The 26661-nt window shown below is 42.2% G+C and carries 22 protein-coding genes; 2 read left to right on the top strand and 20 right to left on the bottom strand.

Translation table 11 applies throughout. From position 1 onward, the window contains the following. Nucleotides 1–14: 14 nt before the first annotated feature. The 3 genes from HMPREF0833_RS08705 to HMPREF0833_RS08695 form a co-directional block, all read right to left on the bottom strand. Entirely contained in the window at nt 15–1016 is a 1002-nt protein-coding gene (locus HMPREF0833_RS08705; protein ID WP_013904550.1) for a uroporphyrinogen decarboxylase family protein, read from the bottom strand. A gap of 99 nt (nt 1017–1115) precedes the next feature. After that, nucleotides 1116–1316: a hypothetical protein gene (locus HMPREF0833_RS08700; protein WP_003016096.1), complete on the bottom strand. Its 201-nt coding sequence runs from the start codon at nt 1314–1316 to the stop codon at nt 1116–1118. 17 nt (nt 1317–1333) lie between these two features. After that, a complete protein-coding gene (locus HMPREF0833_RS08695) occupies nt 1334–2335 on the bottom strand; it encodes a uroporphyrinogen decarboxylase family protein (protein WP_041818425.1) in 1002 nt (333 codons plus the stop codon). Between the two features lie 436 nt (nt 2336–2771). On the opposite strand from HMPREF0833_RS08695, the gene HMPREF0833_RS08690 reads away from it, so the two are divergent. Next, a complete protein-coding gene (locus tag HMPREF0833_RS08690) occupies nt 2772–3629 on the top strand; it encodes a 5'-nucleotidase, lipoprotein e(P4) family (protein ID WP_003004374.1) in 858 nt (285 codons plus the stop codon). A 58-nt stretch (nt 3630–3687) separates the two neighbouring features. Here HMPREF0833_RS08690 and glmS read toward each other — a convergent pair whose 3' ends face one another. The 13 genes from glmS to HMPREF0833_RS08625 form a co-directional block, all read right to left on the bottom strand. Beyond that, complete coding sequence (glmS, locus tag HMPREF0833_RS08685) at nt 3688–5496, bottom strand: glutamine--fructose-6-phosphate transaminase (isomerizing) (protein WP_013904548.1); 1809 nt, start codon at nt 5494–5496, stop codon at nt 3688–3690. Between the two features lie 347 nt (nt 5497–5843). Further along, nucleotides 5844–7229, bottom strand: coding sequence for a glycoside hydrolase family 1 protein (locus tag HMPREF0833_RS08680; RefSeq protein WP_013904547.1), 1386 nt, complete (start codon nt 7227–7229; stop codon nt 5844–5846). Nucleotides 7230–7363: 134 nt separating this feature from the next. Next, the gene (locus tag HMPREF0833_RS08675) at nt 7364–8059 is read right to left on the bottom strand and encodes a gamma-glutamyl-gamma-aminobutyrate hydrolase family protein (protein ID WP_255309064.1); all 696 of its coding nucleotides are present in this window, start codon (nt 8057–8059) and stop codon (nt 7364–7366) included. 177 nt (nt 8060–8236) lie between these two features. Next, complete coding sequence (locus HMPREF0833_RS08670; protein ID WP_013904545.1) at nt 8237–9757, bottom strand: ABC transporter permease/substrate-binding protein; 1521 nt, start codon at nt 9755–9757, stop codon at nt 8237–8239. Further along, nucleotides 9750–10478 (bottom strand): ABC transporter ATP-binding protein, encoded by a 729-nt coding sequence (locus tag HMPREF0833_RS08665; RefSeq protein WP_003018342.1) that lies wholly within the window; start codon nt 10476–10478, stop codon nt 9750–9752. Before HMPREF0833_RS08665 ends, HMPREF0833_RS08670 begins: the two co-directional genes overlap by 8 nt. Further along, nucleotides 10471–11325 (bottom strand): SDR family oxidoreductase, encoded by an 855-nt coding sequence (locus HMPREF0833_RS08660; RefSeq protein ID WP_013904544.1) that lies wholly within the window; start codon nt 11323–11325, stop codon nt 10471–10473. The genes HMPREF0833_RS08665 and HMPREF0833_RS08660 overlap by 8 nt, the downstream gene beginning before the upstream one ends. An 18-nt stretch (nt 11326–11343) precedes the next feature. Continuing rightward, the gene (locus HMPREF0833_RS08655) at nt 11344–11793 is read right to left on the bottom strand and encodes a MarR family winged helix-turn-helix transcriptional regulator (RefSeq protein WP_013904543.1); all 450 of its coding nucleotides are present in this window, start codon (nt 11791–11793) and stop codon (nt 11344–11346) included. Between the two features lie 87 nt (nt 11794–11880). Further along, nucleotides 11881–12645, bottom strand: a complete 765-nt coding sequence (locus HMPREF0833_RS08650; RefSeq protein ID WP_013904542.1) for a protein-ADP-ribose hydrolase — start codon at nt 12643–12645, stop codon at nt 11881–11883. Next, a complete protein-coding gene (locus HMPREF0833_RS08645) occupies nt 12630–13463 on the bottom strand; it encodes an SIR2 family NAD-dependent protein deacylase (RefSeq protein WP_013904541.1) in 834 nt (277 codons plus the stop codon). Before HMPREF0833_RS08645 ends, HMPREF0833_RS08650 begins: the two co-directional genes overlap by 16 nt. Before the next feature lie 4 nt (nt 13464–13467). After that, nucleotides 13468–13899, bottom strand: a complete 432-nt coding sequence (locus HMPREF0833_RS08640; RefSeq protein WP_003018364.1) for a pyridoxamine 5'-phosphate oxidase family protein — start codon at nt 13897–13899, stop codon at nt 13468–13470. Nucleotides 13900–14224: 325 nt separating this feature from the next. After that, a complete protein-coding gene (locus tag HMPREF0833_RS08635; RefSeq protein WP_003018360.1) occupies nt 14225–14638 on the bottom strand; it encodes a YjdF family protein in 414 nt (137 codons plus the stop codon). Nucleotides 14639–14813: 175 nt separating this feature from the next. After that, entirely contained in the window at nt 14814–17315 is a 2502-nt protein-coding gene (leuS, locus tag HMPREF0833_RS08630; protein ID WP_013904540.1) for a leucine--tRNA ligase, read from the bottom strand. Between the two features lie 123 nt (nt 17316–17438). Continuing rightward, nucleotides 17439–19415, bottom strand: a complete 1977-nt coding sequence (locus tag HMPREF0833_RS08625; RefSeq protein WP_013904539.1) for a peptide ABC transporter substrate-binding protein — start codon at nt 19413–19415, stop codon at nt 17439–17441. A gap of 165 nt (nt 19416–19580) precedes the next feature. Between HMPREF0833_RS08625 and HMPREF0833_RS08620 the strand changes: the two genes are divergently transcribed. Beyond that, on the top strand, nt 19581–20903 hold the full coding sequence (locus HMPREF0833_RS08620) for a DUF1958 domain-containing protein (RefSeq protein ID WP_013904538.1): 1323 nt from the start codon (nt 19581–19583) through the stop codon (nt 20901–20903). A gap of 75 nt (nt 20904–20978) precedes the next feature. Here HMPREF0833_RS08620 and HMPREF0833_RS08615 read toward each other — a convergent pair whose 3' ends face one another. From HMPREF0833_RS08615 to HMPREF0833_RS08600, 4 genes are all read right to left on the bottom strand, one after another. Then, nucleotides 20979–22070 (bottom strand): glycerol dehydrogenase, encoded by a 1092-nt coding sequence (locus HMPREF0833_RS08615; RefSeq protein WP_013904537.1) that lies wholly within the window; start codon nt 22068–22070, stop codon nt 20979–20981. A 15-nt stretch (nt 22071–22085) separates the two neighbouring features. Continuing rightward, on the bottom strand, nt 22086–22754 hold the full coding sequence (locus tag HMPREF0833_RS08610) for a fructose-6-phosphate aldolase (protein ID WP_003014188.1): 669 nt from the start codon (nt 22752–22754) through the stop codon (nt 22086–22088). Between the two features lie 15 nt (nt 22755–22769). Next, nucleotides 22770–25211 carry a glycyl radical protein gene (locus HMPREF0833_RS08605; RefSeq protein WP_013904536.1) on the bottom strand — a complete coding sequence of 814 codons (2442 nt, stop codon included), beginning with the start codon at nt 25209–25211 and terminating at the stop codon, nt 22770–22772. A 142-nt stretch (nt 25212–25353) separates the two neighbouring features. Further along, the gene (locus HMPREF0833_RS08600) at nt 25354–26655 is read right to left on the bottom strand and encodes a PTS sugar transporter subunit IIC (RefSeq protein ID WP_013904535.1); all 1302 of its coding nucleotides are present in this window, start codon (nt 26653–26655) and stop codon (nt 25354–25356) included. Between the last annotated feature and the right edge of the window lie 6 nt (nt 26656–26661).

Below are 26661 nucleotides of genomic sequence, written 5' to 3'. Positions count from 1 at the left end.
TCTTTCTATTTTCCTTATTCTGCTGCAGCTTCACGAACCCATTCGATTCGTTCTTCATCAATGTCACTTGGAATGGTACAATCGGCACCAATGACCAATCCTGTCGTTCCTGTTTCTGCGATGATGCGTTTGGTTTCTGCTTGGATCGCAGCCTTGTCTCCTGTGTAGAGAAGACCATTTTTGCCATTTTCAAAACCACCAAGAACCGTGCGTCCACCGAAGATTTCGCGTCCTTCTGCTAGGCTGATTCCTTCTGGTCCGACTGCCCAGTTAATGACTTGGGCTGGGTAGTCTGTGAAGAGATGGATATCATTGCGAGCTCCTTCATAACCACAGATATGAAGAATATTTACGCCACCGGCTTCATTGGCTGCCTCTAAGACATGGAGTTCACTCGGTGCAATAATGTTTTTATAAACTTCTTGTGTAACCCGCGCATCTTGGATACTTTGAACACTGAGGTAGATCCCGTCTGCTCCTGCTTCTTTGATGATTCGTTGGCTCAAACTTGCAATATCTTGGCCAATTGTATCCAATACTTTTTTAAGAGTTGCTGCATCTTGATCGATGAAGTTTGCGATCAAGTCATCTCCTCCTGAAACTTCTCCAACCAACCATTTGAAGTAGGTCACCGGAGCAAAGATATTGTAGATAGCCACAATGTCTTCTTCAAAACCGGTACGGATTTTTTTAACGAGCTCTACTTGCTCTGTGATCCATGGATGATCTGCTCCGAGTGGTTCAATCCCTGCTAAGTCAGAGATATTTTCAAGGCCTTTGTGAATGGCTGGATTTGGATAAGCAAAGTAACCATCACTCATGAGTTTGACAAAGTCTGGTTTGACCTTGTGAAGGAAGTTTTTATGGCCATTGAGGTTTTTTTCAATAATTTCCGGATTAGAAAATCCTTTCAACCATTCTTCTTCTGTTGTAAAATGATGCCAAAATCCAACTGGCACACGGTCAACCGCTTCTCCTTTAAAAGCTTTTAACACTAATTCTCTTTTTGCGGACATGTTCTTACCTCGTTCTATTCATTTCTTGTTTGTTATCTTATCACTTCAATGATGCTTTGACTAATATATATTTTTTATCAAGTTCTTCATCTTTTTTTATCACTGATCTTCGAGAAGAAGAATTCCTGCTAGATCAGATGGGCGAAGGAGGGAGAGACTATGGGCTGGAATTCTCTCCAGTCTTGCCATATCTGGATCTTTTTTTGCTTTCCCCTGACTGCTTGCTAGAGTGGCTTTACTCAGCCCTAGAAGCAAAAACAAAACGGTTACCAGGATACACCATACATTGATCTTTTTCATCTCCCTCTCCTTTCTTCTTACAATACAGCTGCTTGACGTACCCAATCTAAGCGTTCCAATTGGAAATCATCTGGCACGGTACAGTCTGCTCCAAGGATCAAACCACGACTTCCGGCTTCAGCCACCAAGCGACGCGTTTCTTGCTCAATAGCTTCTCGTTCCCCTTGGTAGAGCAAACCTTTCTTGCCATTGACAAAGCCACCCAAGACGGCACGATCACCGAAAAGTTTACGACCTGCGGCTAGGCTAAGGCCTTCATGATGGGTCGCCCAGTTAATGACTTGAGCCGGATAATCCTTGAAGAGTTCCACTTCATTGCTGGCCCCTTCAAAACCACAAATATGAAGGATATTGATGCCTCCAGCTTCATTGGCTGCTTCTAGGACAGCGATGCTGCTAGGCTCAATGAACTTGCGGTATTCTTCATCTGTCACACGCTCATCTTGGACCTGCTGGGTTGAGAAGTAAATCCCTTCAATACCTGCTTCTTGGATCAAGCGGCGACTTAAAGTGGCGATATCCCCTGCAATCACATCAAGAACATGGGCCAAAGTTTCTGGATCTTCCTTGATAAAGTCTGCAATCACTTGGTCTCCACGGGATTGGTCCGTACGGAACCAGCGTTTCAAATAAGAAATGGGCGAGAAGATATTGTAGAAAGAAGCAATCTCTTCATGGAAATGAGAACGAATCTCCTTGACCACTTCAATTTGTTTTTCAATCCAAGGATGATGCTCTCCAATCGGTTGAATATCCTTTAATTCTTGGATTGATTGGATCTCTTTCGAATAAAGAGCACTCGGATAGCGGAAGAAGCCATCGCTCATGATCTTGACAAAATCAGGTGAAATTTCTTCTACATAGTGTTGGTGTCCCTGAATACTTTTTTCTACTACAGCCGGATTGTCTAGACCCAATTCTTTTTCTTCTTGGGTCACATAATGGAGCCAAAATCCTACAGGGATTCGCTCTACTGTTTCGCCTCGAATGGCACGAAGAACCAATTCTTTTTTACTCATACTGTGAATCCTCCTCAATATTTCTCCAATAGAAAGGCTAACTGCTTTCCCTCTGGAATTTGTAACCATGATATCACCTCGAAAAGTAGCTGAATAATATATTTTCCCTATCAAGGCCTTAAAATTTCTTTATTAAAAAAGGTATCAAAAAAGCGCAAGTCCTTGAAAATAGGGACTTGCGGGTATCTTTCTCTATTTTTTCATTTTAGAAGAAAAGGACCGCTTTGATCTTTTCTTGATCCGGTTATAACAGAAAACTATATCCCTTCTTTTAAGCTTAAAAATGGCATCTATTGAGGTGAAAAAGCCCTTCATATCAACATTTCTTTCTTCCTATTCATTTTACCATTCCCTGGATCCCCTTCTCCTCTTTCTTGTCATGCAAGATTGAAAAGAGTATAATTTTTATAGAAAAATTTTAAGGAGTGTACGGTTTATGAAAACAACAAAAACCACCTTTACCATCGTTTCTGCTCTTGCTTCTGTCATTTTACTGACGAGTTGTGGTAGCAACACCACTAAAACGCAAGAGACAAAAGCAAGCAGCACTAAAAATCAGGTGACGATGACCTATGATCAACAGCGCTCACAAGAAAATACCATGTCTGTTCTCTGGTACCAAAAGGCAGCAGAAACCAAGGCTTTGTATTTACAAGGCTACAATGTCGCTACTGACCGTTTGAAAGAGATCCTCCAAACTCCTTCTGATAAGCCTTATTCCATCGTCTTGGATTTGGACGAAACTGTTTTAGACAACAGCCCTTACCAAGTTCAAAACGTCAAAGATGGTACGGCCTTCAATCCTAAAGATTGGGATGTTTGGGTGAAAAAAGCAGCCGCAAAAGCGGTGCCAGGTGCCAAAGATTTCCTTCAATATGCGGATCAAAACGGGGTTCAAATCTACTACATTTCTGACCGTACAACCTCTCAAGTAGATGATACCATTAAGAACCTTGAAAAAGAAGGCATTCCTGTTCAAGGGCGTGACCACCTCATGTTCTTAGAAGATGGCGTCAAATCAAAAGAAGGCCGTCGCCAAGCTGTACAAGAAAAGACCAATCTTGTCTTGCTCTTCGGGGACAACCTGGTCGACTTTGCAGACTTCTCTAAGACCTCTGAAGCTGATCGCGACAAGAAATTGGACGAATTGCAAAAAGAATTTGGTGAAAAATTCATCATCTTCCCAAATCCAATGTATGGATCATGGGAATCTGCTGTTTACCAAGGTAAAAAACTAGATGCCAAGGGACAAACAGAGGAACGTCTTAAAGCCTTGCAAGGTTTTGATAAATAAAGCAAACATCCTCGCTAGGAAAAACCTAACGAGGATGTTTTTTTCTATATAGATAATTTTATTCAACGGTTACAGACTTAGCAAGGTTCCGTGGTTTATCAACATCGAGCCCACGATGAAGGGTTGCAAAGTAGGCAATCAATTGGGTTGGTACCACCATTGAGATTGGAGAGAGGTAAGGGTGAACCGCTGTCAAGACCAAATCATCTGTCTCTTTAGCGACATTTTCTTCTGCAATGGTTAAAACATGAGCCCCGCGTGCTGCCACTTCTTGGATGTTTCCACGTGTGTGGCTGGCTAGGACTGGATCAGACAAGAGAGCGATGACCGGTGTACCCTCTTCGATCAGAGCGATAGTACCGTGTTTCAACTCACCCGCAGCGAAGCCTTCACATTGGATGTAAGAAATTTCTTTTAGTTTCAAACTGGCTTCCATGGCAACATAATAATCTTGGCCACGTCCGATATAGAAAGCATTGCGGGTTGTTTCCAACAAGCCACGAACTTTTTCGTCGATCACTTCTTTTTCTGAAAGGGTTGATTCGATCGATTGGGCAACGATAGACAATTCGTGCACCAAATCAAAGGCTTTGGCCTTCTCATTGCCATTGGCTTCCCCAACAGCTTTCGCCAGAAAGGCAAGGGCTGCGATTTGAGCCGTATAAGCCTTAGTAGAAGCTACCGCAATTTCAGGACCAGCATGGAGCAACATGGTCATGTCTGCTTCACGTGAAAGAGTTGAACCTGGAACATTGGTCACTGTCAAGCTTGGAATGCCCATTTCATTGGCTTTGACCAATACTTGGCGGCTATCGGCTGTTTCACCAGATTGGCTGATAAAGATGAAGAGTGGTTTCTTGCTGAGAAGCGGCATACCATACCCCCACTCAGATGAAATACCGAGTTCTACTGGGGTATCCGTCAACTCTTCCAACATTTTTTTAGAAGCAAATCCAGCATGGTAAGAGGTACCAGCCGCAAGGATATAGATCCGGTCTGCTTCTTGAACAGCCTTGATAATAGCTGGGTCTACCACTACTTGACCAGATTCATCTGTATAGGCTTGGATCAACTTACGCATGACAGTTGGTTGCTCATCGATTTCTTTAAGCATGTAGTATGGGTAAGTCCCTTTTCCAATATCAGAAAGGTCGAGTTCAGCCGTGTAGCTATCCCGTTCTTTGACGTTTCCATCATAGTCTTGCACTTCAACGCTGTCAGCCTTGACAATGACCAACTCTTGGTCATGGATTTCCATGTATTGGTTGGTTTCGCGAATCATGGCCATGGCATCAGAGCAGACCATATTGTAGCCATCGCCAAGACCGATCAAGAGTGGTGATTTATTTTTTGCCACATAGATGGTGCTTGGATCTTCCGCATCCATCAAAGCAAAAGCATAGGCCCCACGGATGATGTGGAGGGCTTTTTTGAAGGCTTCAAGCGTAGATAAGCCATCTTCTTCAGCAAATTTTCCGATCAAGTGAGCGGCGATTTCTGTATCTGTTTGCCCCTTGAAATGGTGACCTGCTAGGTATTCTTCCTTGATTTCAAGGTAGTTTTCAATAACCCCATTGTGGACTAATACAAAGCGACCTGTTTCAGAGCGGTGTGGGTGAGCATTGTCCTCAGTTGGTTTTCCGTGAGTGGCCCAGCGGGTATGTCCGATCCCAGCTGTTCCTTCGACACCTTCTGCCTTAGACGACAATTCTGCAATGCGGCCAACTGCCTTTACCAATTGGCTCTTGCCTTCACTAGCCAGAAAAACACCCGCAGAGTCATAGCCTCGGTATTCGAGTTTTTCAAGTCCTTGAATCAAAATATCAGTAGCATTTGTATTTCCTACAACACCAACGATTCCGCACATAGTCTTTACGATATAGCCTTGCTATACTTTCCCCTTTACTTAGTCAAACGACCCATGGTCGATTTCTCAGTTACTTTAAAATTGGTCTAGTCTAATTTACCTAAAAAGCAACCAGCGGAGTCAGTATACAATGCTTCTTCCAGTTTGTCAACTAGGAAATTCAAGAAAATTGGTCTAGTTAAGTCAGAGTTAAGATTGAAGTAAAAATCATCTTAAAAACTTTCTGCCGTGAAAAAAGTGCCTGAAACTGAATAGTTTAGGCATTTTTCTCACTGTTGAATAACTCTAACGAATAAAATTTTTTATTTTTATAGAAGTTGATTGATTCTTATAAAAGAGCAGTTTGTCTACTTCTCAAATCCATTGGCTTGGCTTAGTTCTTTAAACCAATGACCGGATTTTTTGAGGGTTCGTTTTTGACTTTCGAGGTCCAACTCAACTAAACCATAGCGGTTCTTGTAGCCATTGAGCCATGACCAGCAGTCAATAAAGGTCCAGATCAAATAGCCTTTACAGTTGGCACCATCTTGAATAGCCCGGTGGAGCTCACGAAGATGGTCTTTGACAAAGTCAATCCGGTAGTCGTCTTGGATCACTCCGTCCTTGCGGAATTTTTCCTCTCCTTCAACCCCCATTCCATTTTCTGTCAGGATCCACTCGATATTGCCATAGTTTTCCTTGATATTTTGGGCAATGTCATACAAACCTTGCTCATAGATTTCCCAACCACGGTGGGGATTGATCTTGCGGCCTGGCATAACATAGGGTTCATAAAATTGTTCAAAGAGTAGGGGAGATGCTGGATTTGGAGCATAACGAGGAGCCGCCACACGGAGTGGTTGGTAATAGTTAACTCCTAGGTAATCCACCGTATTTTCCTCGATCAAGCGCAATTCAAAGGGATCATAATCCGGTAAGAGATCACGCTCTCGTAGGATCTCCACTAATTCTTCAGGATAATGACCAAGAACAGATGGATCTAAGAAGGATTTGGCTTGAAAGAGCTCGGCAATGCGCGCGGCTTTCACATCTTCTGGATGCTGGCTCCGAGGATAGGCTGGTGTCAAATTGAGCACAATTCCGATACGGAAATTAGGATCCACCTCGTGACAGGCCTTCACTGCTAGAGAGCTTGCTAACTGGGTGTGGTAGGCTACTTTTACTGCTGCTGCTGCATCTACCTTATGAGGAAAATGGGCATCATAAAAATAACCAAACTCCACAGGGACAATGGGTTCATTAAAGGTGATCCACTGATCGACCAGATCTCCATAGGTCTTGAAACAAAAACGCGTATATTCTTGGTAAGCATAGGCGGTTTCTTTATTTTCCCAACCATCCCCTTGCTCTTGAAGAGCCATCGGTAAATCAAAATGATAGAGGTTGACCAAGAGGTGAATCCCTTTTTCCTTTATCTTTTCAAAGACACGACGGTAGAAATCAACGCCTGCTTGATTGATCTCCCCTCGTCCTTCTGGGAAAATACGGGACCACTGAATAGAGGTTCGAAAGGCGGTGTGCCCAGTTTCTAACAAGAGGTCCAGATCTTCTTCCCAGTGTTCATAAAAAGTCGATGTTTTCTCTGGTCCTTGCCCTTGATAAAAGCGGTTGGGCTCGATCCTATACCAGTAATCCCAGAGATTGTCTCCCTTTCCATCTTGGGCGAAACGCCCTTCTGTTTGAGGGCCCGAGGTCGAACTCCCCCATAAAAAATCCTTTGGAAATTGATACATGTCCTAATCCTCCTCATTCTACTAGCTCTATTGTAGCGAATCCTCCTCCAAAACCTAGGCACAATTTACAGTCTTTCTTACGCAGATTAAAGAAAAAGCCCCTTAGGAAAAATTCCTAAGGAAGCTGGTCCTCATTATAAGTCATTCACGACATATTCAAAGAGCTTACGATCTGCTGGGCTCTTGTCAAAACGCAGTTCCGGATGCCACTGAACGCCGAGGAAACGACTCTCATCTATGGATTGAACGGCTTCTATGACGTCATCTTTAGGATCCCGCGCGATCACTTCTAGGCCATCTGCCAAGTTTTTAATACTTTGATGATGGAAAGAATTGATGCGACTGGTCTTACCATAGATCTCTTGCAGGATTGTCTGATCCTTGGTCACCAACTCTTGGCTGGTGTACTGACCTGGATTGTCTTGCCAATGGTGTTCAATGTCTTGATACAGCGTTCCCCCTAGAGCGACATTATAGAGCTGGGTCCCACGACAAACGGTAAAGATCGCTTTTTTAGCCGCACGCGCTTCTTCAATCAAGGCCAACTCAAAGAGATCACGTTTCAAGAGGTAGTCATCACTGTCGATGGTGATTTCTTCTCCGTAAAACTTGGGCAAGACATTTTGTCCACCGGTGATGATGAGCTTATCAATCATCGATATATAGTCTTTAGCCAAGGCTGCATCTCCAATTGGCAAGATCAAGGGAATCCCTCCTGCCTCTTTGACCGCTTCGACAAAACCAGTCGCCGCATAGCTCATATTCGCGTCTGGATCATCCGGGAAGGGTCTTTCATTTCCTGTAATTCCAATTACTGGTCGTTTTTTCATGCTTTTTCCATATACTTTCATTCATTTTCAAGGCTTATTGTAACACAATTTTAAGCCAGACTCAATGGAGTTTTTTTGAAGAGAAGGTCTCCCCTTCTACCCCAAAAGCTTGCTGAAAGGATATAAAATTGCTTTCTATTAAAAAATTCTCAAGTGCAAAGACTTGAGAATGGTTTGTTAATTTTTCATCAACCCTTCTTTTACCAAAAAGTCACGCGCTACTTTAGCAGCAGGCTCACCTTCTACTCCGACTTGGTAGTTCATTTGACTCATTTGGCTCTCTGTGATTTTACCAGATAACTTATTAAGAATACCTTCCAATTCTGGATGTTTCTTAAGAAGAGCTTCTTTCATGAGGGGTGCTCCTTGGTAAGGTGGGAAGAGGTGTTGGTTATCCTCTAGAACAACTAGATCATATTGAGCAATTTCTGGGTCTGTTGAATAGGCATCTGTTATTTGGATATTGTCTTGTTGGATTGCCTCATAGCGAAGTGCCGGCTCCATGGTAGCTACATTAAGATTTAGTCCATAAACTGATTGAAGCCCTTTGTTCCCGTCCTCACGGTCATTAAATTCCAAGGTGAAACCAGCTTTGAGCTTGTCTTGAACCTTCTTGAGATCAGAAATTGTCTTCAGATTATACTCTTTCGCAATACTTTTCGGAACAGCAATCGCATAGGTGTTTTGATAAGCCATGGGTTTGAGCAAAGCTAGATTATCTTGTTTCTTTATCCCATCACGCGCAGCTTTGAAAACTTCTTCAGAATCATTGCTCACTTTAGGAGCTGGTTGCAAGAGAGAGCTTGTAATGGTCCCTGTAAATTCTGGATAGATATCGATATCGCCCTTTTTAAGCGCTTGATAAAGGAAATCTGTCTTCCCAAAGTTAGGCTTAACCATCACCGTCATGTCACTATTTTCCTCAATGAGAAGTTTGTACATATTCATGAGAATTTCAGGTTCAGGCCCCAATTTCCCAGCGATGACTAGATTTTCTTTTTCTTTCTGAGGCATCATGCTTGGAGCATAACTCGCTCCCAAACCAAGGAGCATCACCGCAAAGGCTGCAACAATCGTACGCAACTTTGCCTTTTCCAACCATTTGAGAATAAGATTAAATAGAATGGCCAGAATGGCTGATGAGATTGCGCCGATTAAAATGAGACTAGCATTCCGACGATCAATCCCCAAAAGGATAAAGGAACCCAATCCTCCAGCTCCAACAAGAGCGGCTAAAGTCGCTGTCCCAATGATCATAACGGTTGCTGTACGAACCCCCGATACAATGACAGGCATGGCCAGTGGAATTTCAAATTTCTTGAGCCGCTCCCACTTGGTCATTCCAAAAGCAACCCCAGCCTCCTCAAGACTAGGATCAATGCCGTTCAAGGCTGTGATTGTATTTTCCAAAATCGGGAAAATAGCATAAATGACTAGAGCTGTAAGGGCCGGTAAGATTCCAATCCCCATGAAAGGAATAAAGAGACCCAACAAAGCCATTGAGGGAATGGTCTGGAAGATACCCGCCACTTGTAGCACCCAGTTCGCCACTTTTTTGTGGCTATTTAGATAAACCGCCAGCGGAATCGTCAGAAAAATAGCAACCAATAAGGTCAACAGAGACAATTGTAAGTGTTGTCCAAGGGCTGTAAGCCAGTCCCCAAAACGTTCTTGAAAGGTTGTAAGTAGTTTAGACATGGTGAGCACCTCCAAACAAATCTGCGACAAAGTCGTTGGTTGGCTGGGCTAGAATGGTCTCAGAATCCGCCACCTGCACAATCTCTCCTTCCTGTAGCACCGCAATGCGATCCCCTAATTTCAAGGCTTCGTCAGTATCGTGTGTAACAAAAATAGTGGTCATACCGAATTCTTTATGTAAATCTTTGGTAAGAGCCTGCAACTGCTTGCGAGAGATGGCATCCAAGGCTGAAAAAGGCTCGTCCATCAATAGAATCTTTGGTTCCCCAATGATAGCTCGCACAATGCCAATCCGCTGTTGTTCCCCACCCGATAACTCGCTAGGCATGCGCTTTGCATACTCTGAAGCAGGGAGCCCCACCTTATCCAAGAGTTCTTCTGTTTTAGAAGCAATTCGCTCCTTGCTCCACCCTTTCATCTCAGGAATGAGAGCAATATTTTCCGCAACGGTCAAGTTAGGAAATAGGGCAATAGCTTGAAGGACATAGCCGGTACTGAGACGTAACTCCCGTTCGTCATAGTCTTTGATGCGTTTCCCATCCATATAGATATTGCCATCAGTCGGCTCCAAGAGACGATTGACCATCTTGAGCATGGTGGTCTTTCCAGATCCTGAAGGACCCACTAGCACCATAAATTCTCCATTTTCAATGCGGAGGTTGACATCTTTTAAAATGTTTTTATCCGTGTAGCGCAAGGCTACATGTTTGTATTCAATCATATTTTTCCTCAATAAGTTTTCTGTCTCTAAGAATATCCAATAGACTACTTGCTGGATGCCCTAGGACTTTTTCGACATCTGTTGAAAACCCAGCTTGTTCCCCAACTTTGATAGCTGTATAGGTACTGACCCAAGCGTCGTACTCCCAGTTTTGTGCTGGCCATTTTTTCCGTGACTCATAGGCCTCTTCTACCGATTCGTCTACATATGTGATGGCATTACCGGTCTCTTTTGAGAGAAGCGCTACGATTTCTTCCATGGAAAGATCCTCTGGTCCTGTTAGATTCAAGGTTTGATTTTCCCATTCCTTAGGGTTTAAGAGAATCTCTGCTGCGACCCTAGAAGTGTCCTTACGGGCAACAGCTGACACACAGCCCCTGCCAGCCGGACCACGAATTTCTCCATTTTCAAGAGCAATATCAATAAAGAAGTCCAAGTAAAAATTATCTCTCAAAAATGTATAGGTGAATCCTAACTTCTTGATATAGGCTTCCGTCTGGACATGATCTCGAGACAAGGTAAAGGTTGCTTTTTCATCTGCTCCGTAAAAGGAGGTATAGACGATATGCTGCACCCCAGCAAGCTTTGCGGCATCTAAAAAACTCTTGTGTTCCTCAACACGCTCTGGATTTTCCCGAGCAGAGACCATCAATAAGACATCGATACCCTTTAAGGCCTCAACCACCTCTGGAGTATTGGCATACACCATCTTACGGATTTCCGCTGATGCGTAGACTTTTACACGCTCTGGACTTCTTGCCAGATGGATAGAAGCAATTCCTTTTTTATCGACAAGATCAGCCACATAGGAACCTAATTTCCCTGTTACACCTGTCATTCCAATCATAACTGTTGCCTCCTTTCCCTAGATGTCATTTTCTTTAGCTTTTAGATTTGTGATAATCCGCTCTTGATAGGCTTCAAATTCTTGAATTTCTTGATCCGAAAATCCTTGGTAGAAAATCTCACCCAACTCTTTACTAACGCGGTCTCCAATTTCTTTTTGCGCCCAACCGAGGTCTGTCAAAGAGATATATTTTTTCCTTTTATCCTGCGTGCAAGGTTGAATCGTGACCAAGCCTTGTTCTTCCAATTTCTTAACCATACTGGTCAATGTATTATTGGCTAGACCCGTCGCAAGAGCGATATCTGTTGCAGTAGCGCACCCCAACTCTTGCTTCCACAAAATCGTTAAAATTTTCCCTTGTTCACTTCTGTATTGAGCATCTGGTTCCTTGCTCAAGAGTTTTTGAAAAAGTCGCCCGTTCAATAAGCGTATCTGTAAAGCTTGGTAGCCCCCTATCATTTTGTTCATTTCATCTCCTTTTTGTTCTATATCGAACTTTCTGAACTCATTGTAATTCTTTTCATTACATCTGTTAACTATTTCGTTATCGAAATATTATTTTTTTAATAAGTCTGCGTAAATCGCGTGATCCAGATCTTTAAAAACATTGAATACAACTATCATATCAGGGTGTTTTTTCTGAAACTGTAAAACCGTCTCTATCGCAATCTTGGCTCCCTCTTCATTTGGAAAATGAAATTCTCCTGTTGAGATACAACAGAAGGCTAAGCTTCTCAGACCTTTTTCATAAGCCAAGGTCAAACACGCTTCATAAGATGACGCTAACTGACGTTTTTCCAACTCCGTCACTTCTTCATAGACAATGGGTCCCACTGTATGAAGGACATAGCGAGAAGGTAGGTTGTAGGCCTTGGTGATTTTTGCCTGACCTGTAGTTTCATCCCTTCCTTGCTCCTGCATGAGCTCATGACAGGCTAGACGCAATTCAACCCCTGCAGCTGTGTGAATGGCATTGTCAATACACGAATGATTAGGTACAAAACAACCTAAAAGCTTACTGTTGGCCGCATTGACAATGGCATCAACCGCCAAACGAGTGATATCTCCTTGCCACAGGTAGAGATTGGGCTGAATGGGAGTTAAGTCGTTCAAGTCCACAACTCCTTTTTCTACTAGTTTTTCTTGTAAATAACGGTCTTGTTGGTAGAGAAAGTCGGCTGTTACTGGTGCTGGATAGCGGACATTTTGAAGAGCCCGATATAACACTTCTTGCTCCTCTACCTTTTCAGGAATCTCTAGTTCTGTCAATCCCTGCTCGCTTTTTAAAACATCAATCAAATATTCTAGTCTGCTAGCCATTGTTGGAGTACCTCCCTCATATCATCATTTATAGAAATTGTCTTTTCCTTTGTAGCAGCAAAACCTTCAAGATCATCACGATTGAGGCGAATCAAATGGGCCTTTGGAAATACTGCTGTCATTTTCTCAAAAGGATAGCGAATGATGGTCGGCGTATTGTATCCGACACCCAATTCTAAGAAGACAACCTTTTGATCTTCCATCCCTTCTATAAATCCTAGATAAGCTTCATAAGAAGCCTCCCAAGTCTCATCTTGGACAAAAGCCTGGTCTACACGTAAATGCATGGTCATTGGAGTCCCACAATGAGGACAATACGGTATCAAGTCAGTTGGAATTTTCAAGTCCTTGATTTCTTTTATCATCTCCCTGACAGCTCCTTCATTATCAAAGACTTTCTGACGACAAGGAACGGAGCACTGCCATTCTCCGTAATTGCCCTGCACTTCAAAGAAACGCTCCGGAGCAAATCCTGTCTTCATAAACTGCCCATCTACATTGGTCGTAATCACAAAATAATCCTTGTCCTTAACCAAGTCGAAAAGATCTCTATAAAGCGAAAGTCCCTCTGGCTGGTAACGATTATGATAGATATGCTTGGCCCAATACCCCCAACGCTCCTCAGGAGTCTCAAAAGGATAAAATCCGGCAGAATACATATCCTGCATGCCGTAACGAGCAATATAATCTTTAAAGAAAACCTCAAAACGTGAGCCTGAATAGGTTAAGCCAGCCGCTGCAGATAAGCCAGCTCCCGCTCCAATCACAATTTTATCTGCTTCTTCAATGATTTTCTTTGCTTCTTGAATCTTTGTCATCTTATCATCCCTCAATTTCAAATCTTGCTTGGTAGGGAGGCAATTGCGTCAAATCATAAAAGTCCCCTAGTGCTTTTTTAAAACGAAAGACTTGTAGGTGACTACGCCCCTCCTCTGTCGGATAAATCTCATACATGTATGGATTAGCTTCTAGCAACTTTTCTAGATACTCTTTTCCAATCCATTCTACCTGACCTGTTAAGGAAATGGATTTACGATCCATGGTTCTGGCTCCTTGTGTCATCCCTGTTAATGCAACACGTCCATCTTCCTTAAGCCGTTTGTAGAGGGGTTTAAAATCTGCAGTCAAAAAATAAACTGTTTTGCCATCCTCCCACATCATGTCCATAACAGCTGTATGTGGATGCCCTTTTTCATCAACCGTTGCCACTACAACCGAATGAATCTCTTCGACTAGTACTTTCAAATAATCCATTATAAAACACCATATCTTTCTTTGGATTTTAGTTCGATATCGAACTTTATATCCCGAATTGTAACACCTTCAATTACATCTGTCAACTATTTCGATATAGAAATAATATTTTTTTCTAAGATGATGTTTAAAGAATTCTTGACGACCTCAAAATTGCCAGACTTTTTCTCTTTTTTCACAATTTTTCTTGGAAGAAGAGCAACATTTAAACTCCTTTTAGAACGACACTGAGTTTTACATCTGTTCACTGTAATGCAGAATGAAATTATTAAAAAAGCCTCGGTAGTTTCTTCCTACCGAAGCTTTTTTATGAAAGAGATAAGGGTTAATGTCCTTTATGCTTGTCTCTTCGTTTTTGCTGTTTGCGTTCGAATTTCTCTTGTTTGAGCAATTGCTTTTGGACACTAGATTGATGTTTTGAAATCTTTTTCCTTTCCTCATACTGCAACTGCAATAGTTCTTTCGACTTGGAAGAAATTTTCTTCTTTACTTGTTTCTTCACAGATCGCTGTAATCGTTTAGGATTCTTGATTTTTACAGGTTGCTTAACTGTAGCTTCTGGACTAAAAGATAAATGAGTAAACTGAGTCTGTAACATCTCTAGAATTTCATCATCTTTTGGCTCCTGACCAAATGTCACACGACAAACTTGATAAGTTTCTCGATACACTTGTTCGAACAAACCATGCCAAAATCCATCTTCAAAATAAACTGTCAATCCAATTGAAATTGTTTCCACGACAGCACCTCCTTAAATCTATCCCTAAGAATGGACAACCAAGGAGGAAGGTTACTGATAGGCTTGCCTACGTCTGGACTACCAACCAGAACTGTGTTTTTATCTTAGTTGGGACTATTATAGCATATAGCAATACAAAAAAACCTCCAGAGCTGAACTCTGAAGGATTCATTTTTTATTTTACAACAATATTAACCAATTTATTCGGTACACTAATCACTTTTACGACTTCTTTACCGTCGATCTCTGCTTTGACTTTTTCGTCAGCTAGAGCGACTTCTTGCAATTCTTCGCGTGAAAGGTCCTTTGCAACCATGAGTTTGGCACGAACTTTACCTTTGATTTGGACAACGATTTCGATTTCGTCTTCAACCAATTTGCTTTCGTCCCATGTTGGCCAAGCCACATAAGAGATAGACTCACCTGTTGCTGCGACTGTTTGCCAGAGTTCTTCTGCCAAGTGAGGTGCAAATGGGGCGATCAATTGGATAAAGCCTTTGGCGTAATCCACATAGAGTTTGTCTTCCTTGTTGGCCGCATTGACAAAAACCATGAGTTGAGCAATGGCTGTGTTGAATTTCATCGACTCGATTTGCTCAGTGACAGATTTAACGGTTTCGTTGTAAACCTTGTCCAGAGCGCCATTGTTTTCCGCAACGATTTCTTTACTTGTAATCAAACGGTAAACACGGTCGAGGAACTTACGGCTTCCTTCCAAGCCTTCTTCAGACCAAGCGATAGAAGCGTCAAGTGGTCCCATGAACATTTCATAGACACGAAGGGTATCCGCACCGTATTGTTCCACCACATCGTCTGGGTTGACAACGTTCTTGAGGGATTTCGACATCTTAGCTGGCGCTTGCTCCAACTCTTCCCCTGTTTCCACATGGAAGAAGGAACCGTCACGTTTTTCAACCTTGTCAGTTGCCACAAGAGCACCACGGTGGTCACGGTAGCTAGTTCCCAAGATCATTCCTTGGTTAAAGAGTTTTTGGAATGGCTCTTTAGTCGGTACAACATCAAGGTCATAGAGGAATTTATGCCAGAAACGAGCGTAAAGCAAGTGAAGCACGGCGTGTTCTGCACCACCCACGTAGATATCGACTGGCAACCATTGTTTGAGGAGGTCCTCGTCAGCCAATTTCTCAGTGTTGTGTGGATCGATATAGCGGAGGTAGTACCAGCTTGAACCGGCCCACTGTGGCATGGTATTGGTTTCACGACGACCTTTGACACCATCCTCACGAGTCACTTCCAGCCAGTCTGTCAAGTTGGCTAGTGGGCTTTCACCAGTACCTGAAGGGCGAATGTCCTTGGTTACTGGCAAGACAAGTGGGAGTTCACTTTCTGGAACAGCTGTCGAAGTCCCATCTTCCCAATGAATAATTGGGATTGGTTCACCCCAGTAACGTTGACGGCTAAAGAGCCAGTCGCGAAGACGGTAGGTAACCTTTTCTTGACCAAAGCCTTTTTCTTCTAGCCAAGACACGATTTTAGCAATCGCTTCTTCTTTGTTGAGACCGTTCAAGAAGTCAGAGTTGACGTGAAGGCCATCTTCTGTGTAAGCAGCTTCTTCAACGTTTCCACCTTCCAAGACTTCTACGATTGGAAGACCAAACTGTTTAGCAAATTCCCAGTCACGCTCATCGTGGGCAGGTACGGCCATAACAGCACCTGTACCGTAGCTAGCAAGAACATAGTCCGCAATCCAGATTGGGATTTCTTTACCATTGACAGGATTGATCGCATAAGCTCCAGTCCAAACCCCTGTTTTTTCCTTGGCAAGGTCTGTACGAGCCAAGTCTGATTTAAGGCTAGCTTGGTGTTTGTAGTCCGCTACAGCCTCAGCTTGTTCAGGTGTCGTGATGGCATCTACTAGTTCATGTTCAGGCGCCAAAACAGTGAAGGTCGCACCAAAGAGGGTATCCGGACGAGTTGTAAAGACGGTGAATTCCTTGTCAGTCCCTTTTACTTTGAAAGTAACGTTAGCACCAGTTGATTTACCAATCCAGTTGCGTTGCATGTCCTTGATAGACTCTGGCCAGTCAAGGTCATCCAAGTCGTTGAGCAAACGTTCCGCATAGGCAGTGATTTTAAGCATCCATTGACGCATTGGTTTGCGGACAACTGGATAGCCCCCACGCTCAGAGGTTCCATCTGGAAGAACTTCTTCGTTAGCGATAGCTGTTCCTAGTTCCTCAACCCAGTTTACTGGTACTTCAGCTTCATAAGCCAAACCTTTTTCGTAAAGTTTAGTGAAGATCCATTGCGTCCATTTGTAGTAGTTTGGATCTGTCGTATTGACTTCACGGTCCCAGTCGTAAGAGAAGCCAAGCGCATTTATTTGGCGTTTGAAGTTGGCAATGTTTTCTGCTGTGAATTCCGCTGGGTCATTCCCTGTATCCATAGCGTATTGCTCTGCAGGCAAACCAAAGGCATCCCAGCCCATTGGGTGAAGGACGTTGTAACCTTGCGCACGTTTGAAACGGCTAAGGATATCAGTCGCTGTGTAGCCTTCTGGGTGTCCTACGTGAAGACCCGCTCCAGATGGATAAGGGAACATGTCCAATGCATAAAACTTAGGTTTTGAAGCATCTGTTCCTGTCTTAAAGGTGTGATGGTCAGCCCAGTATTTTTGCCACTTAGGCTCGATTTCTTTATGATTGTAAAAACTCATAGCGTCTCTCCAATTTTCGTGATGCTCCTATTATACCATTTTTAGGCGATTTTTAAAGGTTCAGACAAAGAAAAAGACAGGTCCCATACGGGACCTGTCTTTCCTGTTTTCTTCAAGAAAAGTCTATTTCACATGCTTTTCAAGTTCTTCTTGCGCTTTTTTATTGGATTTTTCTTTTTCTTTCTTCCATTGTTCACGCGCTTTGTCGTAGTCTTTAGCCGCTACGACCTTATCTTGAACTTCTAAATACTTGTAGTTGAAGGATTGACCCTTGTGGCCTGTCCATGCAAAGGCTGCAGAGTATGGTACAGTCTTACGAACGACTGGAGAGGCTCCATCCGAATGAATCGGAATCAAGAGGGCACTATCGGTCAACCAAGCTTGAGCGGCAGCATATTTTTCATAACGCTTGTTGACATCGGTGTTTTCTTTTTGAGCGTCTTCAATTAATTGATCGTACTCATCAAAGCCAGCTGCTTTTGCGGCTGCATTATCCGTACCAGCATCGAATCCAAAGTAAGAATTGGCGTTTTCGCCGGATTTACCACTAGTGATGTCGATGTAAGAAGATGGGTCCGTATAGTCTGGTCCCCAACCCAAGTTATTGTTCAAATCCCAGTCTTGTTGCGAAGCACTTTCAGCAAAGTAAGTCACCCGTTGCAGATCATCTTCAGAAATCATATTCAAATCGATGACAATATTTTCTGCTCCTAGTGTAGATTCAACTGACTGTTTAAAGGATTGAGCTTGTTTGATCCCTTCTGTATAAGTTGAAGAAGTTGGAAGGTCCAAATGAATTGGGAATTCAACTCCTTGAGCCTGCAAATCTGCCTTGGCTTTGGCAAACTCTTCTTTGGCCTTGGTTGGATTGTAGAGGGTGTCTTTTCCATCTGCGACAGAGACCCCTTTCCATTCATCCCCATAAGCTTCCAAGTCTTTTTCTACTGCATCACCAAATTGTTGGCCATCGATTTGGACAAAGTTTGGTGGCGTAAAGGTATTACGGATAACCTTATTGGCACCCGCTTCCCCGTTAGTTTGCGCTACATAAGCCTTGCGGTTGAAGGCAAACATAATGGCTTGACGGAAGTCTTTATTTAAGATTGCTTTCTTAGTTGAAGTCTTTTGAGCATCAGTGGTCTTCTTAGTGATTTCATAAGCCTGACGGTCAATGTTGAAGGAAAGGTTGTAGGTAGATGAACCTTGGTCAGTAAAGACGATATCGTCTTTGTGCTTCTTCTCTACACTCTTATAGTTGGAACCATTTGGGAAAACACGGGCAACTGTATAGTCGCCGTTATCAAACCCACGAATCAAGGATTCTGAGTCTTGTCCATCATAATAGGTCAACTTCACTTTACTGATCTTAACATTATCCGCATCCCAGTATGTTGGGTTCTTTTCCAATATCGCAGAAGATTTAGAAGTGATAGATTTGATCAAATAAGGACCGCAGTAGAGGATACTAGACGGAGAAGTTCCTTGGCCATAATCATCTCCTTTAGATTTCAGGAATTCTTCGTTGACCGGCATCAAGATCCCCATTGTAGTCTTAGAATTCCAGAAACTTTCTGGTTGGCTCAAGGTATATTGAACGGTATAATCATCAATAGCCTTTACTCCAACAGTTGAGAAATCGGATGTTTTCCCTGAAACATAATCATCCAAACCTTTGACAGATTTTTGGACCAAGTAAATCGCTTGTGATTTCTTATCTGCCGCGTGTTTGAGACCTGTGACAAAGTCTTTGGCCTTGACTTCTCCATATTCTTCCCCTTCAGAAGTCATCCATTTGACCCCTTTGCGGAGTTTATAAGTATAGGTCAAGCCGTCCTTGGAAACAGTCCAGTCTTTAGCAAGCGATGGGATCAAGTTCCCGTACTTGTCCACTTCCAACAAGCCATCTATCGCATTTCCTGTAAACTCGGAAGTCGATTTTTTATTGGAAATCGAGTAATCCAGTGTATCCGGATCCTGGGTATAGACATAGCTATAGGTCTGACCACCAGAGCTACTAGATTTCCCTCCTGAGCAGGCTGCCAGTACACCAGCTGATAAAAGCAGAGCGCTGGTAGCTAAGAGTACCTTCCCTTTGTTCATATAAATCACCTCATTGTAAAAAATGTTATACTCAATTTAAATTATAGCACTTTCTAGGGAAATGTAAACGCTTTTACTGCGAAATTATTCTATTTCTTCTTTATTTTTTCAATTTCTTCTTTTTCTAGAATTTTTTAAAGTTGAATCCCTGACCTGTATGATATAATGGAATCTATGAATTATGGGAGACATTTACACAAACGACTAAAACACAGCCTCTTGTCCCTCCTTGTAGGAGTCTTGGCATTTGGCCCTATTTCCACTGCTTTTGCGGACGACATCTACCAGCAAGAAGATGTCATGAAAATCGCAGCCGATGCTGGACTGGTATTGGATGATTTTTACAAGCCTAAGGCTGACATCGTCATCGACGCCAATACTGGAGCTATATTGTACGGAGACAATATCGACACGGTCCGGGACTCAGGAAGCATGGCCAAACTCATGAGTGCCTATGTAGTCTTTCGGGCCCTCAAAGAAGGCAAGATCAAATATGATACCGTGGTTACAGCAACAGAGGCAGACCAAGCCATCTCGGAAAACAATCTGTTAAGTAACTCACCTATTGTAGCTGGTGTTGACTACAAAGTATCTGAATTGATCAAGATGCTCTTTGTTCCATCTTCCAGTGCGGCCGTGATTATGCTCGCAAACGCCGTCACTGACAATGATCCCGATAAGTTTTTGGACTTAATGAATCAGTACTCACAAGAAATGGGGATGAGTCATACTAAATGGCATAATCCAAATGGGGCGATGATTTCGGTCCTTCAGGGCTACTACAATCCTCAGCGCTACGATGTCAATGCGAATAACGAAATCACAGCGCGGGACATGTCTATTCTGGCTTATCACATCGTAAACGACCTACCAGAAATGTTGGAATACACCAAGCAAGCTCACACTACTATCATGGAAGGAACCCCCTACGAGCAAAGCTACGATAACTACAATACTTCCCTCGAAGGTGGAAAGTTCGCCCTCAAAGGGACAGATGGACTCAAAACTGGATCCAGCCCAACTGCTGACTACAACTACACCGCGACAACCAAGCGAGGTAAACAGCGGATTATCGAAGTGATTTTGGGGGTTGGGAACTACGATGTCGAGATCGCCGAAAGTTACCGCAATCAAATCGGGAATACCCTGGCTGAGAAAATGTTCGCAGACTACCAGTATAAAAAAGTCCTCTCTGCAGGTGAGCACAAAATCGATGGGAAGACCATTCAACTGAAGCAAGACTTCTATGCGACCGTTAAGAAGGGGACGAAGCCAGCCCTTAAACTGGAAGACAACCGCCTAGTCGTCCAGAACGGCTTGCAACAGGTATCCCCAAGCATTAAAGCTGGGATGACCGTAAGTGAGTCTAAAGCAACGAACTCTAGCAGTAAAAGCAAGGGACTAGATGCCATGTGGCTCTTCTGCTTCCTGCCTGCCGGAATTTTATACCTGATCTTTAAACAAACCGATCCAAAAAGAAGAAAATAGAGAAAGAACTCCCATTACCGTAAGGTATGGGAGTTCTTGGTTTGTCTACATTCTCTGTGAATGATAGATGTTGATTTAGGCCAAACCTTGAACGTAGGCATCTACTGCTACGATGGCTTGGGCAATATCAGAAGCCTTCACTTCAAATGGCATTTGATGGATGGTTTCTCCTTCGATGGTGGCTTGTTGACCAACCTTAAGAAGATCTTCGTAGCTTGCATTTTCAAGATGCATTTCTTTCAGAGTGGTTGGCATACCAATTTGTTGATAGAAACGAATGTATTTGTTCAATTCTTCTTTAGGACGGTTTTCCAAGAACAATTGAACCAAGGTTCCATAGGCTACTTTTTCACCATGAGTCAAATGGTGGATGTCCCCAGTAAGGGCTGTAAAGCCATTATGGATGGCATGGGCAGCTGCTAATCCCCCACTTTCAAATCCAATACCACTGAGAAGGGTATTAGCTTCAATAATGTTTTCAAGAGCAGGGGTTACGACTTTGGCTTCACAAGCAGCCATGGCTTGAAGACCGTCTGCAAATAAGGTTTCTTCACAACGTTGTGCAATGGCGACACCCGCTAGAGTTTGGTGCTTCCCTAACATAGTTTTTCCGTTGGCTTGAAGGACTGCACGCGCTTCGACCCAAGTCGCTAATCCATCTGCGATACCAGAAGCAAGCAAGCGTTTTGGTGCTTGAGAGATCACCTTGCTATCCACCAAGACCAATTCTGGGTTTTTTGAGTAGAAGATATAGCGCTCAAAGGCACCCTCATCTGTATAAATAACAGACAAGGCTGAAACTGGGGCATCTGTAGAAGCGATGGTAGGAGCAATCACAACTGGTGATTTTAAAAGATCGGCAATAGCTTTAGCACTATCGATAGTCTTTCCTCCACCTAAACCAATAATCAAGTTACAACCTTGCTCTTTCCCTAAAGAAACCACACGATTAATTTCATTGTCTGAAGCTTCTCCATTAAAGAAGACAGGTAATACTTCAAATCCAAACCGCAAGAGATATTTTTCAAATTTTTCCCCTACAAGTTCATAAACTAGTTGGTCACAGAGAAGAATTGGATGATCTCCCAATTCAAGAATCGTTTTCGCATTTTCAAACAAGGCATTTTCACCTTGAATATAGCGTGAGGGACTTGCAAAAATTCGCATCTTCCTCTCCTTTCATTAAATCATATTCTGATGATGAATGGTTGCCCAATCGTTTGCAAAATCATCCACTGCTTTCCCAATTGATGGCATTCCAAAGGCTGCTTCAAACACATCTGCTCCAGCAGTAATCGCTTGTGCTCCTTCTTTGAATGCCCGATTGACTTGACCAACATTCTTAAAGGACGCTGCCAGAATTTTGCTTGATGAATGATTTTTTTCAATTGCTTCTGCCAATTGTGCTATTACCTGTGCTGAATCAATATTCAAGTTCTCCATTCGATTATAATAGGGAGCAAGGTAATCTGCGCCTGCTTCAATAGCCAAAAGACCTTGAAATACAGTATAAATTGCGGTTGCAGTAATTTTATAACCTTCTGATTTTAATGTTTTGATAGCTGCCAACCCCTCAGGAGTAACCGGAACTTTAATAAAAACATTTCCGCCACATTCTTGTCGAATTTTCGCAGCATCTTTTAAAATACCGTCATAATCTTTCGCAACAACTTGCACATGGATAGAAGGAGCTTCGCCAATGATCTCCCGAACTTCATGAATCCGTTTAAAGAAGTCGATTTCTCCTTCTTTTTTGGCAATTGTTGGGTTAGAGGTTACCCCAGCAAGGGGTAACACTCGAGCCCATTTTTTTATTTCATTTATATTTAAAGTATCAAGCATAAATTCCATAAACAAACCTCTTTACTATAGGGTATGCTCTGTCCGTCCAATAATATCATCTTGAGTGGCTTTTGATAGTACATTGAAGAAAGCTGAATAGCCTGCTACACGTACAATTAAGTCACGGTGTTTTTCTGGATGTTTTTGCGCATCCAAAAGCGTTTCTCTAGAAACTACATTATACTGGATGTGGTATCCATGCAAACGATTAAAGAACGTACGGAGTAAAGCAATTAATTTTAACTTATCCTCTTCTTTTGCTAAAGTTTGAGGATTTACTTTTTGGTTTAATAATACACCACCAACAATTTCATCTGTTGGTAATTTTGAAACTGATTTCAGAACAGATGTTGGTCCATGTTGATCCATATTATGAGATGGTGAGCATCCTTCAGCTAATGGAGTTCCAGCATTTCGGCCGTCTGGTGTCGCCAAAGTACCTCGTCCTTGCCCCACATTGGCTGAAATAGAGGAAGTTCCTGAGTAACGGATACCACCAATTGGACCTCGACCATAACGTGTGTTTGGATATTTAGCGATCTCATCTACGTAAATATCATAAGCATCCGTAACTAATTGATCCGCATAATCATCATCATTTCCATATTTAGGAGCATCGTGAATCAGCATCTCTTGAATTTCTTTACCACGTTCACCTGCGTAGTCTGTTTCTAAAGCATGCCAAAGTTCTTGTGGTGTTAGTCGTCCTTCTTCAAAGACTAATTTCTTTATCGCCGCAAGAGAATCAGATAGATTCGCAATACCAACTTGAAGACCAGAAATGTAGTCATAGACTGCTCCACCTTCTTTAAGGTGTTTACCACGACCAATACAGTCATCTGTCAAAGCAGAACACAAGATATCCGGTACTTCTCTTTCAAGAGCAAGGTCAATTGCATTTTCAACGATGACACTCATACGTGTCAAATACCGTAATGTTTTATCCCAGGCAGTTTTTAGCTCATCAAATGACTTCATATTCACAAAATGACCGAAACTTGGTGCAAATCGTTTGCCAGATGCTGGATCGATTCCATCATTCATTGTAATGAGCAATACTTTAGGGAAGTTCATATAACTCATACCCGTACAACGGTAACCCCATTTCCCTGGAACTGCAGTTTCAACACATCCAATTGCACTGTAATCATAAGCATCTTCTTCAAGCACGCCTTTTGCAATAAAGGATGGAATAATAATTTCATCGTTATTGAAAGCTGGCATACCAAAGCCAAGCTTCATAACCTCAATACATTCGTTCATAAAGCGGGCATCCAAACCAGCATGATAACGAACGGTTAAGTTCGGTTGTGGAAGATGGGTTTGAGCAACTGACTTCAATACTAAGTAAGACAATGGATTAACAGCATCCTTTTTATCCCGTGTCTGGCCACCAATGGTAACGTTTTGATAAAGGGGACTACCTGCAGATGAGAAGGTGTGAGCTTGACTACGAACTTTATTAATTGTAATTGTTTTGATCCATAAGTTGGTCAAACGCTCTACAATACTTGCTTCTGTCTCACGACCTGCTTCCAGATCAGCCTTTACAAAAGGATACATGTATTGGTCAAAACGTCCATACGACAAAGAGTGACCATTTGATTCAATCTGTAGGATACACTGGATAAACCATACAGATTGAACAGCTTCTGCAAAAGTTTCTGCTGGTTCATATGGAACCTTCGAACAAATACGAGCAATCTCCAATAATTCTTTTCGACGTTCAGGACCTGCTGTCTCTGCCATTTCAGTTGCTAACTTCACAAAACGCTCTGCATAGGTTTTAACTGCATCCACAATGATAAAAATCGAATCATAGAAATGATATTTATCAATACTTGAAGGATCTGTTAAATCAAGATTAGCTTTCGCTTCACGCGCCTTTTCTTCAAAACCTTTCAAACCATACTGCAAAAGTTTTTGATAGTTAACAGCTAAATGGGCATCCCCTGAATTCATCTTTCCTTCCATACCAAAGAATCCAGTCTCCATATAGACTTGTACTTCATCTGGAAGAAGTGCTCCAGCACGTGCACGGAGATTATTATTTTCCCAGAAAGGAGCAATTGCTCTTAGCTGATCTTTTGTTTCCTCTGTAATATAGAAGACATCCCCGTCACGCTTTTCAAATAAATCCAATTCATTTAATACAAACTCTAATGTATATTCTGGGAAAATAGGAGCATCCTTATTCGAAGAGGCTTGATTCCCAACAATCATCGTTTCATCTTCGATATACAAGGTCATATTTTCAAGAATCTGTTTTAACATATAGGCCCGTTTTAAAACATTTGGTTTCTCCTTGTGTTCCCGATAGGCTTCTGTTGCCAAAACAGCACGTTCTGCATCAATATAAGGTTTCTTGTTCAATACATCTTCCCGATATTTGTTCATCCGATCGGTTAGACTACCAAAATAGTCCGTTTTGATAGATGTTCTTGCTACTTCTACTGTGTTTGTCATATCTGATAAACCTTTCTTTTGAAATTATTTTGTTTTCTTTCGTAACTATAGTAGCATTTAATCGTTTGAAATTCAATAAATACTCTGTAGAATAGCTAGTTCTATCTAAAACAGCACATATGTGCCACTATCTTTTAGGACACTATTTTTCGGCTTCTAGTTCATTCGCATAAGCCAATTTATCTTGGAATTTAAAGAATGGGAAGTAAACAAGCGTTGAGATTCCTAAAACAATTACCTGTACAATGGCACCTTGCCACCCACCAACCATAAATCCTGAGATAATAGCTGGTGTACTCCAAGGTAGAGTAACCCCAGAAAATGGTTGCATAAATCCGATCGCAATCGAGCCATACACTACAACAGCCGCTAATATAGGTACCATAATAAACGGAAGGAACATCACTGGATTCATGACAATTGGAAAACCAAACACAACTGGTTCATTGACATTAAATAGTGCTGGAAAAGCAGCTACTTTACCTAAAGCTTTGTATTGTTTTGATTTTGCTGCAAAAAGCATAGCAATAACCAAACCAAAGGTTATACCTGATCCAGACAAAATAAGGAAACTATCTAGGAATTGTTGCGTTACAATGTGAGCACCATTTTCAACGGATAGCTTCCCAGCTGCCAACATTGATTTATTGGCATCCAGGTTAGAAAGTAGCAATGCTGTTACTACACCATTGACAACTGATTGTCCGTGCACACCAAACCACCACAAGAACGAAATAAAGAAGGCAATTCCAATCGCTCCGTAAAGTGATCCTGTTAGACCTTGTAGAGGAACCTGAATGACATCATAGATCATTTCAATGAAAGTACCGCCACTTGTCACTACTTTTGATACGATATAGACAATCATTGATAGTAAGAAAATCACGAAAGCAGGAATCATCGCTTCAAATTGTTTGGCAATGGCTTGAGGTACTTGTTCTGGCATTTTAATAACAATGTGTCTTTGGATAAACACAGTATAAATCGCACCAACTACCAGACCTATAATAATAGCCCCGATAATCCCTTGACCACCAAACCATACTTTTGCAATGGCATCACCAATTGGTTCTCCCTTAGCTGGTACATAAGAAGATTTTAACAAGATAAAGTATGAAGATAGGGACAAAACTCCTGCTGGCAAGGGTTCTACTCCACTGTTTTTAGCATATGAATAACCAATGGAGAAGCACGAAATTAAGCCCATGATGGCGAATGTTCCTGAATAAACCTGCATAAATGGCTCTGTCCACGTATCGCCAAATACACTAGCAATAGCCTGATTAAGGCCTTCAAATGGTAATTGCCCAATAATCAGGAACAAACTACCAACTACCGTTAATGGAAGGATCGCTAACATCCCATCTTTAAGAGCAATAATTCCTTTCAAGTTTACAAACCGCATGATTGGAGCGATAATTTTCTGAGAATTAAAATTAGACATGGGAAG

Source organism: Streptococcus parasanguinis ATCC 15912 (genome assembly GCF_000164675.2).
GTDB lineage: Bacteria > Bacillota > Bacilli > Lactobacillales > Streptococcaceae > Streptococcus > Streptococcus parasanguinis.
This window is presented reverse-complemented; position numbering and strand designations above follow the sequence as displayed.

Excerpts from the sequence above, each read along its gene's own strand:
- HMPREF0833_RS08705 (WP_013904550.1), bottom strand. The coding sequence starts at position 1,016 with ATGTCCGCAAAAAGAGAATTAGTGTTAAAAGCTTTTAAAGGAGAAGCG.
- HMPREF0833_RS08700 (WP_003016096.1), bottom strand. The coding sequence starts at position 1,316 with ATGAAAAAGATCAATGTATGGTGTATCCTGGTAACCGTTTTGTTTTTG.
- HMPREF0833_RS08695 (WP_041818425.1), bottom strand. The coding sequence starts at position 2,335 with ATGAGTAAAAAAGAATTGGTTCTTCGTGCCATTCGAGGCGAAACAGTA.
- HMPREF0833_RS08690 (WP_003004374.1), top strand. The coding sequence starts at position 2,772 with ATGAAAACAACAAAAACCACCTTTACCATCGTTTCTGCTCTTGCTTCT.
- glmS (WP_013904548.1), bottom strand. The coding sequence starts at position 5,496 with ATGTGCGGAATCGTTGGTGTTGTAGGAAATACAAATGCTACTGATATT.
- HMPREF0833_RS08680 (WP_013904547.1), bottom strand. The coding sequence starts at position 7,229 with ATGTATCAATTTCCAAAGGATTTTTTATGGGGGAGTTCGACCTCGGGC.
- HMPREF0833_RS08675 (WP_255309064.1), bottom strand. The coding sequence starts at position 8,059 with ATGAAAAAACGACCAGTAATTGGAATTACAGGAAATGAAAGACCCTTC.
- HMPREF0833_RS08670 (WP_013904545.1), bottom strand. The coding sequence starts at position 9,757 with ATGTCTAAACTACTTACAACCTTTCAAGAACGTTTTGGGGACTGGCTT.
- HMPREF0833_RS08665 (WP_003018342.1), bottom strand. The coding sequence starts at position 10,478 with ATGATTGAATACAAACATGTAGCCTTGCGCTACACGGATAAAAACATT.
- HMPREF0833_RS08660 (WP_013904544.1), bottom strand. The coding sequence starts at position 11,325 with ATGATTGGAATGACAGGTGTAACAGGGAAATTAGGTTCCTATGTGGCT.
- HMPREF0833_RS08655 (WP_013904543.1), bottom strand. The coding sequence starts at position 11,793 with ATGAACAAAATGATAGGGGGCTACCAAGCTTTACAGATACGCTTATTG.
- HMPREF0833_RS08650 (WP_013904542.1), bottom strand. The coding sequence starts at position 12,645 with ATGGCTAGCAGACTAGAATATTTGATTGATGTTTTAAAAAGCGAGCAG.
- HMPREF0833_RS08645 (WP_013904541.1), bottom strand. The coding sequence starts at position 13,463 with ATGACAAAGATTCAAGAAGCAAAGAAAATCATTGAAGAAGCAGATAAA.
- HMPREF0833_RS08640 (WP_003018364.1), bottom strand. The coding sequence starts at position 13,899 with ATGGATTATTTGAAAGTACTAGTCGAAGAGATTCATTCGGTTGTAGTG.
- leuS (WP_013904540.1), bottom strand. The coding sequence starts at position 17,315 with ATGAGTTTTTACAATCATAAAGAAATCGAGCCTAAGTGGCAAAAATAC.
- HMPREF0833_RS08625 (WP_013904539.1), bottom strand. The coding sequence starts at position 19,415 with ATGAACAAAGGGAAGGTACTCTTAGCTACCAGCGCTCTGCTTTTATCA.
- HMPREF0833_RS08620 (WP_013904538.1), top strand. The coding sequence starts at position 19,581 with ATGGAATCTATGAATTATGGGAGACATTTACACAAACGACTAAAACAC.
- HMPREF0833_RS08615 (WP_013904537.1), bottom strand. The coding sequence starts at position 22,070 with ATGCGAATTTTTGCAAGTCCCTCACGCTATATTCAAGGTGAAAATGCC.
- HMPREF0833_RS08610 (WP_003014188.1), bottom strand. The coding sequence starts at position 22,754 with ATGGAATTTATGCTTGATACTTTAAATATAAATGAAATAAAAAAATGG.
- HMPREF0833_RS08605 (WP_013904536.1), bottom strand. The coding sequence starts at position 25,211 with ATGACAAACACAGTAGAAGTAGCAAGAACATCTATCAAAACGGACTAT.
- HMPREF0833_RS08600 (WP_013904535.1), bottom strand. The coding sequence starts at position 26,655 with ATGTCTAATTTTAATTCTCAGAAAATTATCGCTCCAATCATGCGGTTT.